This window comes from Streptomyces sp. NBC_00984 (assembly GCF_045162475.1).
Classification (GTDB): domain Bacteria; phylum Actinomycetota; class Actinomycetes; order Streptomycetales; family Streptomycetaceae; genus Streptomyces.
On the sequence record NZ_CP108734.1, the window covers coordinates 3,251,399 to 3,267,029 of the forward strand.

11 protein-coding genes are annotated in these 15,631 nt (G+C 71.0%); 8 read left to right on the forward strand and 3 right to left on the reverse strand.

Annotation, left to right across the window (positions count from 1 at the left end; all coding sequences use genetic code 11):
• Positions 1-168 precede the first annotated feature (168 nt).
• The gene (locus tag OG520_RS14030; RefSeq protein WP_385335722.1) at positions 169-1,224 is read left to right on the forward strand and encodes a LacI family DNA-binding transcriptional regulator; all 1,056 of its coding nucleotides are present in this window, start codon (positions 169-171) and stop codon (positions 1,222-1,224) included.
• A gap of 51 nt (positions 1,225-1,275) precedes the next feature.
• Here OG520_RS14030 and OG520_RS14035 read toward each other — a convergent pair whose 3' ends face one another.
• On the reverse strand, positions 1,276-2,268 hold the full coding sequence (locus tag OG520_RS14035) for an acetylxylan esterase (RefSeq protein ID WP_406013384.1): 993 nt from the start codon (positions 2,266-2,268) through the stop codon (positions 1,276-1,278).
• A 254-nt stretch (positions 2,269-2,522) separates the two neighbouring features.
• On the opposite strand from OG520_RS14035, the gene OG520_RS14040 reads away from it, so the two are divergent.
• From OG520_RS14040 to OG520_RS14060, 5 genes are all read left to right on the forward strand, one after another.
• Positions 2,523-3,773, forward strand: a complete 1,251-nt coding sequence (locus tag OG520_RS14040; RefSeq protein ID WP_406013385.1) for a sugar ABC transporter substrate-binding protein — start codon at positions 2,523-2,525, stop codon at positions 3,771-3,773.
• Between the two features lie 5 nt (positions 3,774-3,778).
• Positions 3,779-4,771, forward strand: a complete 993-nt coding sequence (locus OG520_RS14045) for a carbohydrate ABC transporter permease (RefSeq protein WP_266414781.1) — start codon at positions 3,779-3,781, stop codon at positions 4,769-4,771.
• Positions 4,768-5,676, forward strand: a complete 909-nt coding sequence (locus tag OG520_RS14050) for a carbohydrate ABC transporter permease (protein ID WP_399328785.1) — start codon at positions 4,768-4,770, stop codon at positions 5,674-5,676. The genes OG520_RS14045 and OG520_RS14050 overlap by 4 nt, the downstream gene beginning before the upstream one ends.
• Positions 5,677-5,764: 88 nt before the next feature.
• Positions 5,765-6,967: a glycoside hydrolase family 1 protein gene (locus OG520_RS14055; protein ID WP_406013386.1), complete on the forward strand. Its 1,203-nt coding sequence runs from the start codon at positions 5,765-5,767 to the stop codon at positions 6,965-6,967.
• A gap of 258 nt (positions 6,968-7,225) precedes the next feature.
• Positions 7,226-8,698 carry a glucoamylase family protein gene (locus OG520_RS14060; RefSeq protein ID WP_406013387.1) on the forward strand — a complete coding sequence of 491 codons (1,473 nt, stop codon included), beginning with the start codon at positions 7,226-7,228 and terminating at the stop codon, positions 8,696-8,698.
• A 75-nt stretch (positions 8,699-8,773) separates the two neighbouring features.
• Here OG520_RS14060 and OG520_RS14065 read toward each other — a convergent pair whose 3' ends face one another.
• Positions 8,774-9,808 carry a hypothetical protein gene (locus OG520_RS14065; RefSeq protein WP_406013388.1) on the reverse strand — a complete coding sequence of 345 codons (1,035 nt, stop codon included), beginning with the start codon at positions 9,806-9,808 and terminating at the stop codon, positions 8,774-8,776.
• 161 nt (positions 9,809-9,969) lie between these two features.
• Between OG520_RS14065 and OG520_RS14070 the strand changes: the two genes are divergently transcribed.
• Positions 9,970-12,078, forward strand: coding sequence for a TPM domain-containing protein (locus tag OG520_RS14070; protein ID WP_406016479.1), 2,109 nt, complete (start codon positions 9,970-9,972; stop codon positions 12,076-12,078).
• A 123-nt stretch (positions 12,079-12,201) separates the two neighbouring features.
• Positions 12,202-12,915, forward strand: a complete 714-nt coding sequence (locus OG520_RS14075; protein ID WP_406013389.1) for a PspA/IM30 family protein — start codon at positions 12,202-12,204, stop codon at positions 12,913-12,915.
• 34 nt (positions 12,916-12,949) lie between these two features.
• On the opposite strand, the gene OG520_RS14080 is transcribed toward OG520_RS14075, so the two are convergent.
• Positions 12,950-15,478 carry a SpoIIE family protein phosphatase gene (locus tag OG520_RS14080; protein ID WP_406016480.1) on the reverse strand — a complete coding sequence of 843 codons (2,529 nt, stop codon included), beginning with the start codon at positions 15,476-15,478 and terminating at the stop codon, positions 12,950-12,952.
• Positions 15,479-15,631 lie beyond the last annotated feature (153 nt).

The window sequence follows — 15,631 nt, forward strand, 5'->3', positions numbered from 1 at the left end:
CTCAAGGTAAAAGATGCGCAGTGCACCTTGCAAGGTTGCCTGTCTTTCTTCGGGGCGGTCTTGCCCGTCACGCGGCCCGCGATCTAGGGTGAATGCGCTTTCAGAAGAGGGTCGGTACATGCAACAGCAGGTGCTTCGGTACGGAAGAAGAAGCGGACGGTCGGTCGAGTGAGCGCCCCAACGGTGTACGACGTCGCCGAGCGGTCGGGCGTCTCCATTGCCACGGTCTCGCGGGTCTACCGCACCCCCGATTCGGTACGCGCCCAGACCCGCGAGCGGGTCCTCGAAGCCGCCCGCCAGCTCGGTTACGTACCCAGCGGGAACGCCCGCGGCCTGGCCAGCCGGACCACCGGCGTGCTCGGCCTCTGCTTCCCCGACTACGCCGATCCCGACGCCGAGGCCGACGCGGAGGCGGACAGCGACGCCGACGACGCGGTGATGCTCTACTCCGACCAGATCATCCGCGGCATGGAGCGGGCGGCGCGGCGGCACGGTTACGCGCTGCTGATCGCCGCCTCGCTGGAGGGCGGGCCCGAGAGCCTCGTCGCGAAGGTCGCGGGCCGGGTCGACGGTTTCGCGGTGCTGGCACAGACCGTGCCGACCGAGGACCTCGAAGTGATATCGCGCCGGCTTCCGGTGGTGATGCTCGCCGGCCCCCGCGAGATCGACCATCTCGACCACATCGTCGTCGCGAACGCGGACGGCGAGCGCGAACTGGCCCGCCATCTGATCGAGGACCACGGGCTGCGCAGGCTCGCCTTCGTCGGCGGCGAGGTCGAATCGCCGGACGCCGAGGCGCGGTTCCTGGGCTTCCGGCAGGCCTGCCGCGACGCCGGGCTCCCGGTGCCGGACGCGCCCGATCTGCGGGCCGAGATGATGACGCAGGCCGAGGGTGCGCGGGCCGCGGAGGCGCTGCTCGACCGGCCCGGCGAGCGGCCGGAGGGGGTGCTCTTCGCCAACGACCAGATGGCGGTGGGCGCGCTGCGCGCCCTGGAGCGGCGCGGAGTGCGGGTGCCCGAGGACATCGCGGTGACCGGCTTCGACGGGATTCCGCTGAGCCGGATCGTCCGGCCGCCGCTGACGACCGTGCGCCAGCCGATCCGTCAGCTCGGCGAGCAGGCGGTGGAGCTGCTGGTGCAGCGGCTGGGCAACAGCGGCAGCGAGCCGGTGTCGCTCATGCTCCCGGTGTCCCTGATCCGCCGCGCCAGCTGCGGCTGCGGCTGACGGGAACGGGCGCCCCGGCGGCCCCTCGGGACCGCCCGGCGCCCCTCGTCCTCAGGCCCGCCCCAGCCGCGCCCCGAAGAACCGCTGCCGGGCCGCCCGGAGCTCCGCCACCTCCGCCGCCGTGCCCTCGTGCTCGAAGTGCCCCGCGCTCAGCACCAGCAGCTCGTGCTCACCGGCCAGCGCGTTGTGCACGGCGAACTGCCCCGGCGGCGGCACCGAGGGGTCGAAGAGCGCCGCGGCCACCAGCGTGGGCGCCTCCAGCCGCGTCGCGGCCGTGGCGGCGTCGAAGTACGGCAGCACCTCGGTGACCTCGGGGTGGTCCCGCCGGTGGCCCCGCACCGACTCCCCGCTGCCGATGCACGGCAGGGTGAGCCGCAGTGGGTGGTTGCCGAAGGTGGGCACCGTCAGCTGCGCGGCCCCGAACCGGTCGTCCCAGGGGAGCGCCAGCGCGCCGAGCCCGCCGCCGAAGCTCTCCCCGAGGTACCCGAGCCCCGGGCCGCCCTCCTGCGGCGTCAGTCCCGGCACCAGCTCGCACAGCGCCGAGGCCGCGCACCACAGGTCCGCCACGCAGTCGCCGATGACATAGGTGTCGCGCGACTCGATGCCGTGCAGCACATGCGCGGCGGACACGTCCGGGATGCCCGGGTGCAGGCCGCGCGAGCCCATGCCCCGTACGCACGGCAGGATCGCCGCGGCCCGGGGCAGCGGCAGCGGCACATCGGGGCCCGGCTCGTCCCGGCCGCCGTAGCCGTGCCCGATGACGAATCCGTACTCCGCCGACCCCTCGGCGGGCAGCGCCACCCAGCCGCCGAGCCGCACCCCGCCCACCGAGGTGAAGGTCACGCCGTGGATCCGCACCCCGTCGCGCTCCTCCTCCAGCGGCCCGAGCTCCGGCTCCGTGGCGACCTTGCGGGCCTCCTCGTACCGGGCCTGCCAGAAGGCGTCGAAATCGTCCGGAGCGGCGGGGGCGGGGACGCCCAGCAGGTCCTGGAGCGTGTATCCGTAAGCCGGATCGAAGGGGAAATCGTGTTCGAGTGCAGCCATGGACACGACCGTATCCGCCCCGTCCGCGACGGTACAGACCTGTTGATCATCATGGAGTCGGCAGCGAAATCGGTCACATCATCACCAATTTCGCAAACGACACACTTACCGTGCCAAGTTGAACATTCAGATGTCCAGCACGTTGCACGAGTGTGACCTAGCACCCTCTTGCGGATTCCTGAATCTCTGCCGCAGAGTGATGTATGCGCTTACAGGCAGCGCATACATCCGGATTGCTCAAGGAGGAGCCCTCCATGTCCCGCACCGCCAGAAACGCCTCGATCGGTATCGCAGTCACGGCTGCGCTCACTCTCGGTCTCACCGCGTGCGGCAGCTCCGGTGGCGACGATGTCGCCGCGGACAAGAAGCAGACGCTCACCGTCTGGGCCATGGGGGCCGAGGGCGAGAAGCTCGCGGATGTGGCCAAGGTGTACGAGAAGGCCAACCCGAACATCACCGTCAAGGTGACCCCGGTCGGCTGGGACGTCGCCCACCAGAAGCTGGTCTCCGCGGCCGCCGCCGGCACCCTGCCGGACGTGGCGCAGATGGGCGGCAGCTACATGGGCGAGTTCGCCGAGCTCGGTGTGCTGGAGCCGGTCGACACCAAGACCTTCAACGAGAAGGACTACTTCCAGTCCGGCTGGAAGCAGGGCGAGGTCGACGGCCAGGCGTACGGCGTGCCGTGGTACGTCGACACCCGCGTCCTCTACTACCGCACCGACCTGGCCGAGAAGGCCGGCATCACCAAGGCTCCGACCAACTGGAAGGAGATGCAGGACCTCGCCACGGCCTACCAGAAGAAGGCCGGAACCAAGTGGGGCCTGTCCATCCAGCCCAGCGGCCTGGACACGGTGCAGAACTTCTACTCCTTCCTGTACTCGGCCGGCGGCGAGATCGTCAACGACAAGGGCGAGGCCGTCATCGACAGCCCCGAGGCCGTCAAGGCGCTCAAGGAGTACGGCTCGTACTTCGACAAGGGGCTCTCCAACAAGTCCGTGCAGCCCGGCTACGACGTGGTCAAGGACTTCGGCAACGGCCGCGTCCCGATGTTCTTCGGCGGCCCGTGGCACGTCACCCTGCTGAACGAGGGCCAGCCGCAGCTCAAGGGCAAGTGGGCGGTGGCCAACGTGCCCGCCGACAAGTCCTCCGTCTCCATGGCCGGCGGCTCCTCCCTGGCGATCTCCAAGGACAGCGAGCACAAGGCCGCCGCCACCGAGTTCATCAAGTACCTGACGGACACCAAGGGCCAGGCCGACTGGTACAAGCGCACCAAGGACCTGCCGGCCAACACCTCGGCCTGGACCTCCGGCGACCTCGCCGACGACGCCGACCTCCAGGTGTTCAAGAAGCAGATGGACACCGCCAAGGCCTCGCCGTCGCTGTCCAACTGGACGGAGATCACCGACAAGGTCGACCAGGCCATCGCCAAGGTCACCCAGGGCAAGGCGTCCGCCGAGGACGCGCTCAAGACCGCCCAGTCCCAAATCGAAGGCCTCGTGAAGTAGGAGTCATGCGCACCATGACCTCAAAGGCCGCTCAGACGGCCAAGGTGCAGGCCGGGCCGGGGGCCTCCGGGTCCCCGGCCACCGGGCCCGCGGGTCGCCGGGGTGGCAAGAAGGCCTCGATGGGCGTGCAGAACGTGGCCGGCTGGCTGTTCTCCACTCCCTTCCTCGTCCTCTTCCTCGTCTTCATGGCGTTCCCGATCGTCGCGACGCTGGTGATGAGCTTCACCGACTTCGGGCTGCGCAATGTCACGCACCCGCTGGACGCGAACTTCATCGGCTTCGAGAACTACGTCAATCTGTTCAGCGACGACAAGTTCCTCAAGTCGCTGTTCAACACGGCGTACTTCGTGGTGATCGGCGTCCCGCTGACGATCTTCCTCGGGCTGCTCGTCGCCGTACTGCTGAACAACGGCATCGACCGGGCCCGGACCTTCTTCCGCGTCGGCTTCTACACCCCGGTGGTCACGACCATCGTCGCGGTCGCCGTGGTCTGGCGGTTCGTGCTCGACCCGAGCGACGGGCTCGTCGCGGGACTCTTCTCCGAAGTGGGCCTCACCTCGCCCGACTTCCTGGGCTCCGAGACGCTCGCCATGCCGTCGATGATCGCGATGGCGGTCTGGCGCAACCTCGGCACGGTCATGGTGCTCTTCATCGCCGGTCTGCAGGCCATCCCCACCGAGGTGCGGGAGGCCGCGCGGCTGGACGGCGCCGGTGTCTGGCAGGAGTTCAAGGGCATCACCGTGCCCCTGCTGCGGCCGACGCTGCTCTACGCCACGGTGATCACGACCATCGGATACCTCAATGTCTTCGAGGAGCCGTTCGTGATGACCCAGGGCGGTCCCTCGGACTCCACGCTCACCGTCTCGCTGAACATGTACCGCGAGGGCTTCAACTTCTTCCACATGGGCTATGCGAGTGCCATGGCGTATGTCCTCTTCGTAGTGATCATGGGCATCACGGTGCTGCAGCTCCGACTGCTGAAGGACAACACGAAATGAGCGCCACCAGTGCACCGGGCGCCGTCTCGACGGCGCCGTCGAAGAAGCCCCTGGACACGCCGCCGTCCGGGACGAAGAAGACCCGCAACCCGAAGCGCGTCCTCGTCTACGTCCTGCTGTCGGTCGGTCTGCTGATCATGTCGGCGCCGTTCCTGTGGATGGCTCTCTCGGCCTTCAAGACGCAAGCGGACCTGACGGCCAGCCCGCCCGTGTGGCTCCCGACCGAGTGGACCCTGCAGAACTTCCGGGACCTGCTCGACAAGCTCGATCTGCCGCTGTACTTCATGAACTCGGTGATCGTGGCGGTGCTGGTCACCATCTCGAACCTGGTGTTCTGCTCGATGCTCGGGTACGCCCTGGCCAAGCTGAACTTCGCCGGCCGCAACAAGATCTTCGGCCTGGTTCTCGGCGCCCTGATGGTGCCCGGCAACCTGATGCTGCTGCCGCTGTTCGTGCTGATGAGCAAGCTGCATCTGATCGACTCGTACGCCGGCCTGGTGCTGCCGTTCGCCGCCGGAGCCTTCGGGGTCTTCCTGATGCGGCAGTTCATGCAGTCGATCCCGGACGAGCTGCTGGAAGCGGCCCGGATGGACGGCGCCGGTGAGTGGTACATCTTCTGGCGCATCGTGATGCCGCTGGTGAAGCCCGCTCTGGCGACGCTGTCGATCTTCACGTTTCTGGGCTCCTGGAACAACTTCGTCTGGCCGCTCATCGCGACCAACGACCCCGACAAGTACACCCTGCCGGTCGCGCTGGCCACCTTCGCCACCGACCCCAACAAGGCGGGTGGCTCCAACGGCATGCTGATGGCCGGTTCCCTGCTGGTCGTCCTGCCCGTCGTGGTCCTGTTCATCGCGCTCCAGCGGCACTTCACCCAGGGCATCGCCACGGCGGGCATGAAGTAGCCCGCCCCGGCGGCCCCACGAAAAGTACGAGGCCACGGCCCCACACCCCGTCGGCCACACCCCTTCATCACCAGAAAGACGGTTTGCGATGACGCACACCCAGGTCCCGTTCCCCGAAGGCTTCCTGTGGGGCGCCTCCACGGCCGCCCACCAGATCGAGGGCAACAACATCAATTGCGACTGGTGGGTCAAGGAGCACGCCGCGGGCACCCACATCCAGGAGCCCAGCCTGGACGCCTGCGACAGCTACCACCGCTGGCACGAGGACATGGACACGCTGGCCGGTCTGGGCTTCACCGACTACCGGTTCTCCATCGAGTGGGCGCGCATCGAGCCGGTCGAGGGCCGGTTCTCCCGGGCCGAGATCGCCCACTACCGCCGCATGGTCGAGGGCGCCATCGAGCGCGGCCTGCGTCCCATGATCACCCTGCACCACTTCACCGTGCCGCAGTGGTTCGAGGCGCGCGGCGGCTGGACCGCCGAGGGCGCGACCGAGCTCTTCGCGCGCTACGTCGCGGCCTGCGCGCCGGTGATCGCCGAGGGCGTCAGCCACGTCTGCACCATCAACGAGCCGAACATGATCGCCGTGATGGCCGGCCAGGCCAAGCGGGGCGACAACAGCTTCCCGCCCGCCGGCCTGCCGACCCCCGACGACGAGACCACCGAGGCCGTCATCGCCGCGCACCACGCGGCCGTCAAGGAGGTCCGGGCGATCGACCCGGCCATCCAGGTCGGCTGGACCATCGCCAACCAGGTCTACCAGGCGCTGCCCGGCGCCGAGGAGGTCACCGCGGCCTACCGTCACCCCCGCGAGGACGTCTTCATCGAGGCCGCCCGCGGCGACGACTGGATCGGTGTGCAGTCCTACACCCGGACCAAGATCGGCACCGACGGCCCGATACCGACGGCCGACGGCGTCGAGCGCACCCTCACGCAGTGGGAGTACTACCCGTCCGCGGTCGGCCACGCGCTGCGCCACACCGCCGAGGTCCTGGGCAACGGCATCCCGCTGATCGTGACCGAGAACGGCATCGCGACCGACGACGACAGCCGTCGGGTCGACTACTACACCGGCGCCCTGAACGAGGTCGCGTCCGCGATCCAGGACGGCCTGAACATCCAGGGCTACCTGGCCTGGAGCGCGCTCGACAACTACGAGTGGGGCTCCTACAAGCCCACCTTCGGCCTGATCGGCTGGGACCCGGAGACCTTCGAGCGCCTGCCCAAGCCGTCCGCCGTCTGGCTGGGCGAGATGGGCCGCACGCGCGCCCTGCCGCGCATCGCCGACTGACCTCGGCCCCCGACCGGGAGCGACCTGACCGCTCCCGCCCGTACGGGAACCGGCGACACCTGACGGACGCCGGTTCCCGTGCAGCAGGGTCCCCCGGACCCTGTGCCCGCGTACGGCGCCGCTCGTGTCCTGCCCTGCTCACGAGCGGCGGCGCACGCGGATGCCGTACGCACCACGGCGCCCCGCGCCCGCAATCACGACCGACGAACGAAATCCGCCCACCGCCCACAGTCGGTGGCTCTTCTTCGAGGGGTTCTGATGGACCGTCGTACGTTTCTCACCGCAGCGGGGACAGGGGCCGCCGCCCTGTCGCTCGGAGCCGTGGCCGCGCCCCCGGCGGGCGCCGCCCAGCCCGTGCGCGGCTCGCACGCCCCGTTGCTCCTGCGCTGGTTCCGCGACACGTATCGCTCGATCGAGGCCATGACGACCGACTTCGGTCTCGCCGTCGACAAGATCGATGTCAGCAGGCCCGGCGCCCCCGTCCAGTCGCGTCAGACCTCCCCCACCAACATCGGCTGCGGCCTCTGGTCGACCGTGGCCGCCGCCGGGCTCGGGGTGATCGACGACGACACCATGCGCCGCAGGCTGGAGCGCACCGTGCGGGCCGTCGAGAAGCTGGAACGCCACCACGGCTTCTGGCTCAACTGGTACGACGCGCACGACGGTTCGGTCCTCACCGAGTGGCCCGGCACCGGCGACCCGATCCGCCCGTTCCTGTCCTCCGTCGACAACGCCTGGCTGATCACCGGTCTGCGCATCGCCGCCGACGCCTCGCCCGCGCTGCGCCCCCGCGTCGCCCGCATCCTGGCGACCGCCGACTGGTCCTACTACTACACGCCGTATGACCCGGCCGACCCGGTCGCCGGCCCCGGCCAGCTGCGCGGCGGGTTCTGGCCCGACACCGAGGAGCCCACCGGCCACCACTACGGCGCGCTCAACACGGAGCCGCGCATGGCCAGTTACCTGGGCATCGCGGACGGCTCGCTGCCCGCCGACCACTACTGGCACCTGCTGCGCACGATGCTCCCCGAGCACGAGCAGGAGCAACACCCGCAGGGCAGCTACATCGCCATGGACGGCGTACGCGTCTGGCAGGGGCACTACACCCACCGCGGCCGGAAGATCGTGCCGACCTGGGGCGGGTCGATGTTCGAGGCCCTGATGGTGCCGCTGTTCGTGCCGGAGGCGGAGTGGTCGCCGAGGTCCTGGGGCCTCACGCACCGCCGGTACGTCCGCAGCCAGATCGAGCACGGCACGGCGGAGGCGGGGTACGGGTACTGGGGCTTCTCCCCCGCCAACATCCCCGAGGGCGGCTACCAGGAGTACGGCGTCGACGCGATCGGCATGCAGGTCGACGGCTACGCCTCCAACACCGACCGTACGTACACGAAGGACGGCGAACCGCTGCCGCCCGCGTCGGCGTTCACCAACGGTGTGGTCACCCCGCACGCCTCCTTCCTCGCCCTGCCCTACGCACCGGACGAGGCGATCGCCAACCTGCGCGCGCTCGACCGCGACTTCGGCGCGTACCACGCCGGATACGGCTTCCGGGACTCCGTCAATGTCGGCACCGGGCGGGTCAGCGATTACCTGCTCGCGCTCGACCAGGGCATGATCGCCGCGGCACTGGCCCAGGCGATCCGCCCCGGCCTGCTGCAGAGGCCGTTCCGGACCGGCGGGTTCCAGTCGAAGGTGCGACCGCTGCTCGCCAAGGAGCGGTTCTCCATCTGAACCCCCTGAAACGTGGTGGCGTACCGGTCCGGGGCGGAGCGCTCGGGGCCCGGCCCCGGCCCGGTACGCCGCCGCTCAGTTCCAGCCCTCGCGGTACGCCGCCCAGTCGCCGTCCCGCGCGGCGAAGTCGACGTAGAGCGCGACCCCGAACCGGTCGCGGGCGCGGTCCGTGCGCCCCAGTCCCAGCCGGGTGCCCCGGACCGCGGCCGCGACCGTCTCGGCCGACTCATGGTGTCCCAGGTCGTTCTCGTGGAAGAACGGCAGTCCCATCAGCAGATCGGTGCCCTTCGGCGTCACTTCGAGCGCGAGCGCCGTCTGCTGGGCGACATAGCCGCCGAACATCCCCTCCAGGGGCATCCAGGTGTCGTACGACATGACGGCGATCTGGTCGACCCGGCGCGCGACCTGTCCGAAGAACTCCTGCGACCACCATTTCTGCCGGCCGCTGAGCGCGCCGATCACGCTGTGCGCAGACGGCAGCGGGTCGATCTGGTGGGCGGCGACCGACAGTTGCGCCTTGCGCGCCCCGGTGAGCGCACCGAGGTCGTCGAGGAGCGAGAGGTAGTGGCGGTCGCCGGAGTGCAGCGGCTCCAGGTCGAAATGGACGCCGTCGAACCCGGCGTCCAGGATCTGCCGGGCCGACGCGACCACGGCGGTGCGGGACGCGGCCCGCTCCAGGCGCAGCCCGTCGGGCCCCTCGGTGGCGAGTACGTCGCCGAGCCAGGCCTGGACCCGGATGCCGGGCAGGGTGCGGTGCACGGCGTCGAGCAGCCACCGGGCCCTCGGGTAGCTCGTGGCGGGCAGGGTGCCGTCGTGTTCCAGCGGTCCGGCGTGGACGTACAGGTCCTTGATGCCCGTCCCCTCGATCCGGGCGGCGAACGCGGCGAGGTCGGCGTCGTCCTTGCGCCCGTCGACCCAGGCGTGGCCGAGCCAGATGGCGTCGCGGCCACGGGTGCGGGTGCCGTCGCCCGGGTCGCCGGAGTAGTTGAGCCGCAGGGCGACGCCCGCGGTGAGGACCGGCACCACGATCACCAGGACCGCGCCCAGCGCGATCCCTCTCGGCCAGGTCCACCGGAACCGGGCCGCCCTGTTCCGTATGTCCCCGGCCATGCGCCTGATTCCCGTGAGCACGTCCGTCTCCCCCTGTATGCCGGTGTGCCGTCGCCGTACGAACGGCATCATGGCGCACTTCCCGGGGACCGATGGCGGGCCCGGTCGCCGGGTCGCGGGTGACAGAGGGTGGACATAGCCTCACAAATGTGATGCCGCTCGTGAGTCGTACCCGGATATCCATACCGGGCCGGGCCCTTCTCGCCGTGCTGATGACGGTGTGCTGGCTGGCCCTTCCCGCAGCGCTCTCCGCTCGCGCCGACGGTCCCGTCACACTGTCCCGGGACGGGCAGATCACCGACAAGGTGGGGGCGCTCGGGGACCGCAGGGACCAGGTGCGGGCCGCACTCGACCAGCTGTACGCGGACCGCCGCGTCCAGCTCTTCGTGGTGTACGTGCGGGACTTCTCCGGCCGGTCCGCGCAGAGCTGGGCCGATCAGACGGCCGACCGGAACGGCCTCGGCAACGACGACGTCCTGCTCGCCGTCGCCACCCACGACCGGCAGTACGCGTACACCGTCGAGCAGGGCTCACGCCTCACCGACGCACAGCTGAAGGACGTGGCACGCACGGCGATCGAGCCCGCGCTCAGGGAGAACGACTGGGCCGGTGCGGCGATCGGCGCGGCGAACGGGTACTCCGCCGTACTGGCCGGCAAGGCCGTGCCCACCCCGGCCGTCACACCCGGGATCGCCGATCCCGGATCCGGTGGCTCCGGCGGGACGAGCGCCTCGGACCTGATTCTTCCGGTGGTCGTCGTCGGCGGCGCGGCAGCGGTGGCCGGCTACGCGTACACCCGGCGCAAACGGCGCACCACGACCCGCACAACGCCCGGCGCGAAGGGCTGGGGTCCCGCCTCCGCCGGACCGGGCGGTCCGCCGCCGACGCCGTTGCCGGAGCTCGACGCCCGCGCGAAGGAGGCGCTGGTGGAGACCGACGACGCGGTCCGCACCAGCGAGGAGGAACTGGGTTTCGCCACCGCCCAGTTCGGCGAAGAGGCCGCGGCCCCCTTCACGGAGGCCGTCGGCCATGCGAAGGGCGAGCTGACGGCCGCGTTCCGGCTGCGTCAGCAACTGGACGACGCCTTTCCCGAGGACGACGCGACCAGACGCCGGATGCTGGACGAGATCATCGGCCGCTGCGCGGACGCGGGCTCCCGCCTCGACGCGGTGTCCGAGGACTTCGACCGGCTGCGCGCCCTGGAACGCGACGCCCCGCAGGCCCTGGCCACGGCCGAGGCGGCGTTCCGGGCTCTCGCCGGGCGCGTCTCCGCGGCCGAGGCCGCCCTGGCCACGATGCGCAGCCAGTACGCACAGTCCGCGTCCGCGTCCGTCGCCGGTGACATCGAGCAGGCCAAGGACCGGCTCCTGTTCGCCACGTCGAGCCTCAACCGGGCCCGGCAGTCGGTGGACGCCACGGACCATTCCGCGGCGGCGGTGTACATCCGGGCCGCCGAGGGCGCCGTCGACCAGGCGACCACCCTCGTCGACGCCGTGGACCGGCGGACCCGGGAACTCGCGAAGGCGGCGGACAAGCTGCCCGGCGCCCTCACCGAGACGGAGACCGACCTGGCCGACGCGGGCGGGCTGCTCGAAGGCGCCGGGAACGGTGCGCCGACGGCGGACCTGCGGGGCCGGATCGCCCGCGCCCGGTCGGTGCTCGCCGATGTGCGGGAGGAGCTGCGGGCCGGTCCGTACGACCCGATCGACGCGCTGCGCCGGGTGGAGGAGGCGGACGCGGCACTCGACGCGGCGCTGGCCGGCGTCCGCGAGCGGGAACAGGGCGACCGGCGGGCGCTCTCCCTCCTGGACGGGGCGACGCTCACCGCGCGCTCGGCGATCGCCGCCGCGGCCGACTACATCACCACGAACCGGGGAGCGGTGGGCAGCCAGGCCCGGACCCGTCTGGCGGAGGCGCAGCGGCGGCTGGACCGGTCCCGCGAGCTGGCCGGGTCGAAGGATCCGCAGGGGGCGCTGGCCGAGGCTCAGCAGGCGGACTCGCTGGCCGGGCAGGCCCGGAGCCTGGCCGAGCAGGACGTGCGGTCGTACGGGAGCGGTCCGGGCGGCACCCGGGCGGGGGGCGGCGGGGTCGGCGGCGCGGTGCTCGGCGGGATCATCCTCGGCGGGCTCCTGGGCGGCGGAGGGGGCGAACGGGGCGGCGGGGGTTACGGAGGCGGGTTCGGCGGCGGGGGCCGTACCGGGGGCGGCGGGCCCGGCAGCTTCGGCGGCGGGGGCACGCGCGGCCGGCGCGGTGGCGGCGGCCGTTTCTGAGCCGGCGGCACGGACGCCGGCCCACGGACTTCCTGCGCACGGACCCATGACGTCATTCCCACGGACTCATACGGACACATACGGAATCCACCCGGAGAACCGCACTCGCACAAGGAGAGGTCCATGACCAAGCAGACCATTCTCGGCCGCGTCACCCAGCTCGCGAAGGCCAACATCAACGCGCTGCTCGATCAGGCCGAGGATCCGCAGAAGATGCTGGACCAGCTGATCCGCGACTACACGGCCAACATCTCGGAGGCCGAGCAGGCGATCGCCGCGACCATCGGCAATCTGCGGCTGATGGAGCAGGACCACCAGGAGGACGTGGCAGCGGCGAAGGAATGGGGCGGCAAGGCGCTCGCCGCGAGTCGTAAGGCCGACGAGCTGCGGGCGGCCGGGTCGGGTGCGGAGGCGGACAAGTTCGACAACCTGGCCAAGGTCGCGCTCGGCCGTCAGCTCCGGTCGGAGAAGGAGGCGAGGACGGCGGAGCCGACCATCGCCGCGCAGACCGAGGTGGTGGACCGGCTGAAGTCCGGACTGGACCAGATGAGGACCAAGCTCTCGGAGCTGAAGTCCAAGCGGGACGAGCTCGTCGCACGCGCCAAGTCCGCCCAGGCGCAGAACCAGATGATGGACTCCGTCAAGAACATCGATGTGCTCGACCCGACCAGCGAGCTCAGCCGTTTCGAGGACAAGGTGCGGCGCGAGGAGGCGAGGGCGCTGGGCAAGCAGGAGCTCGCCGCGTCGTCCCTGGACGCCCAGTTCGAGCAGCTGGACAGTCTGGGCGACAGCGCCGAGGTCGATGCCCGGCTGGCCGCGCTGAAGTCGGCCTCATGACCGCTGCCGGACAGGCCCTGGCCCGGTGGCCCGCTCAGTACATGCTCAGCAGCTGCTCGATCGAGAGTTCGGCGGCCGGCTCCCCGTCGGGCAGGGCCAGCTCGAACCAGACGGTCTTGCCGCGCGGTGTCCGCCTCGACCCCCAGGCCACGCTCAGCAGCCCGACCAGCTGGAGTCCGCGTCCGCCCTCGTCGGTGTCGCGGGCCCGCCGCCGCCGGGGCTGGACGAGTCCGGCGTCCCACACCTCGCACACCAGGGTGCGGTCGCGCAGCAGCCTGAGCCGGATCTCGCCCTCCCCGTACCGCAGGGCGTTGGTGACCAGCTCGCTGACCAGCAGTTCGGTGGTGTCCACCAGGTCGTCCAGGCCCCAGGCGAGCAGCCGGCCCCGGGCCAGTTCGCGGGCGCGGCCGACGGAGCGCGGCTCGCGGGGCAGCCGCCAGTCGCCGACCGCGTCGGCCGGCAGTCCCTGGATACGGGCCATCAGCAGGGCGATGTCGTCCTCGCCGTGCCGGGTGTCGAGCGTGGTCAGTACGTGGTCGCAGAGGTCCTCGATCGGCCGCTGCGGATCGACGAGCGCTCCGCGCAGGGCGTCGAGGCCCTCGTCGAGCGGGTGGTCGCGGGACTCGACGAGCCCGTCTGTGTAGAGGGCGAGGAGGGAACCCTCCTTCAGCTCGACCTCGACCTCCTCGAAGGGTTCGCCGCCGACGCCGAGCGGCATTCCGGGCGGGACGTCGAGCAGCAGGGCGGCCTCGCCCGGTTCGACCACGGCGGGCGGGAGGTGGCCCGCGTTGGCGAAGGTGCACCGCCGGGTGACCGGGTCGTAGACCGCGTACACACAGGTCGCCAGATAGACCTCGGAGAGATCCGCCTCGCGGGACTTGTGGGCGGCCCGTGAGGGCCATTGGGAGCCGCCTGGCGCGTTGCCGCCGCCGGGGGTGCCGAGTCCGCGGGCGACCTCGTCGAGCGCGGAGAGCACCTCGGCGGGTTCCAGGTCCAGGAGGGCCAGGGTCCGTACGGCGGTGCGCAGTTCGCCCATGGCCACGGCGGCCCGCAGCCCGCGGCCCATCACGTCGCCGACGACGAGGGCGGTGCGGTGGCCGGGGAGTTCGATCACGTCGAACCAGTCGCCGCCCACCTCGGTGGCCGTGTTGCCGGGAAGGTAGCGGCAGGCGATGTCGAGGCCCGCGGCCACCGGGTCGCCGGGCGGCAGGAGGCTGCGCTGGAGGATCAGCGCGCGCTCGTGCTCGCGGCGGTAGAGGCGGGCGTTGTCGATGCAGACCGCGGCGCGGGCGGCGAGCTCGGTGGCCAGTGCGCGGTCCCGCTCACCGAAGGGTTCACTGCCCTTCGTACGGGAGAACTGCACCAGGCCGACCACCGTGTCGTGGGCGACCATCGGTACGGCGAGGGTGGACTGGACGAAGCCCCGGTCGTCGCCGGGCACGTCCTCGACTTGGCCGGTGCGCAGGGCGATGGCGCAGGGCGAGTTGAACGGGAAGCGGTGCACGGAGCCGAGCTCGGGCGAGCCGGTGTCCCCGGTGGTGTCGGGCAGGGCGTCCGACACCGCGCTGGCCAGGGCGACGCGGCGCAGTTCGGCGGAGCCGCCGACGGATACCTGACGGAGCGAATCCCAGCTTCCGGGTGGTGCGTCGTCGCCGGTGAGCAGTCCCTGGTAGAGGTCGACGGAGGCGAGATCGCAGAAGCCGGGCACGGCGACGTCGAGGAGTTCGCGGGCGGTGGTCTCCAGGTCGAGGGAGTTGCCGATACGGGCACTGGCCTCGTTGAGCAGCGCGAGGTTGCGGCGGGCGCTGGCGGCCTCGCGGGCGGCGATGTGCCTCCGGGTGACGTCGGTGGCCAGTCCGGCGACGCCGATGGGGCGGCCGGAGCCGCTGTGCACGCGGTAGAGGTTCATGGACCAGTGGCGGCTGCCGGGTTCGCCGGGCGCGGTGCCGATGATCTGGAGATCGGTGACGGACGTCCCGGTGGCCAGGACGCGCTCGATGGTGGCGGTGAGCCGGTCGGCCTCGGGGCCGGAGAGGTAGTCCTCGACCGTGCGGCCGCGGTGGTCCTCGGCCCGGCCGCCGAAGACGGTGGCGAAGCGCTGGTTGGCGCGGATCACCGCGTGGTCCGTACCGAACAGCACGAAGCCGAAGGGAGATTGGCCGAATATGGCCTGTGACGCGGCAAGGTCCGTCTCGATGTGGCGCAGCGCCCGGACGTCCACAACGATGCAGAGCGCGGCCCGTTCCCCGCTCGCCGTCCCGCTCGGCATCACATAGATCTCGGCGAGCCCGCGCATGCCGTCCTCGCCCGGTATCCGGAAGGGGACGAGGCCGGTCCACTCCTTGCCGTCGAGGATCTCGCCGACTCTGCGACGGCCGTCGGTGCGCAGTTCGGCGGGCATGAACGCCTCGACCGGATCCAGGCCCACCGCCCTGTCCGCGGCAATGCCGAAGAGGCCGGCGGCCCGGCGGCTCCACTGCTCGATCAGGCCATCGGGGCCGATCGAGAAGGAGGCGACCCTGATGTAGTCGTAGATCGAGCCAGGCGGGCTGCTCTGCCACACGATCTCGCCCGCTGTCCCAGGTATTTCGCTCACGCGACCGTCCCCTCCAGCTCACACACCGGACCGGTCCTGCCCGCAGTATTCAGCACTCCGGCCCCAACCGACACGGCGTTCACGATCACAGCACGGTCTCAGTCCATTTCAGCCAGCTTC

Bases quoted from the DNA above. Each gene is read 5' to 3' on its own strand.
- OG520_RS14035 (WP_406013384.1), bottom strand. From the start codon at position 2,268: ATGGCTGCACTCGAACACGATTTCCCCTTCGATCCGGCTTACGGATAC.
- OG520_RS14040 (WP_406013385.1), top strand. From the start codon at position 2,523: ATGTCCCGCACCGCCAGAAACGCCTCGATCGGTATCGCAGTCACGGCT.
- OG520_RS14045 (WP_266414781.1), top strand. From the start codon at position 3,779: ATGCGCACCATGACCTCAAAGGCCGCTCAGACGGCCAAGGTGCAGGCC.
- OG520_RS14050 (WP_399328785.1), top strand. From the start codon at position 4,768: ATGAGCGCCACCAGTGCACCGGGCGCCGTCTCGACGGCGCCGTCGAAG.
- OG520_RS14055 (WP_406013386.1), top strand. From the start codon at position 5,765: ATGACGCACACCCAGGTCCCGTTCCCCGAAGGCTTCCTGTGGGGCGCC.
- OG520_RS14060 (WP_406013387.1), top strand. From the start codon at position 7,226: ATGGACCGTCGTACGTTTCTCACCGCAGCGGGGACAGGGGCCGCCGCC.
- OG520_RS14065 (WP_406013388.1), bottom strand. From the start codon at position 9,808: ATGGCCGGGGACATACGGAACAGGGCGGCCCGGTTCCGGTGGACCTGG.
- OG520_RS14075 (WP_406013389.1), top strand. From the start codon at position 12,202: ATGACCAAGCAGACCATTCTCGGCCGCGTCACCCAGCTCGCGAAGGCC.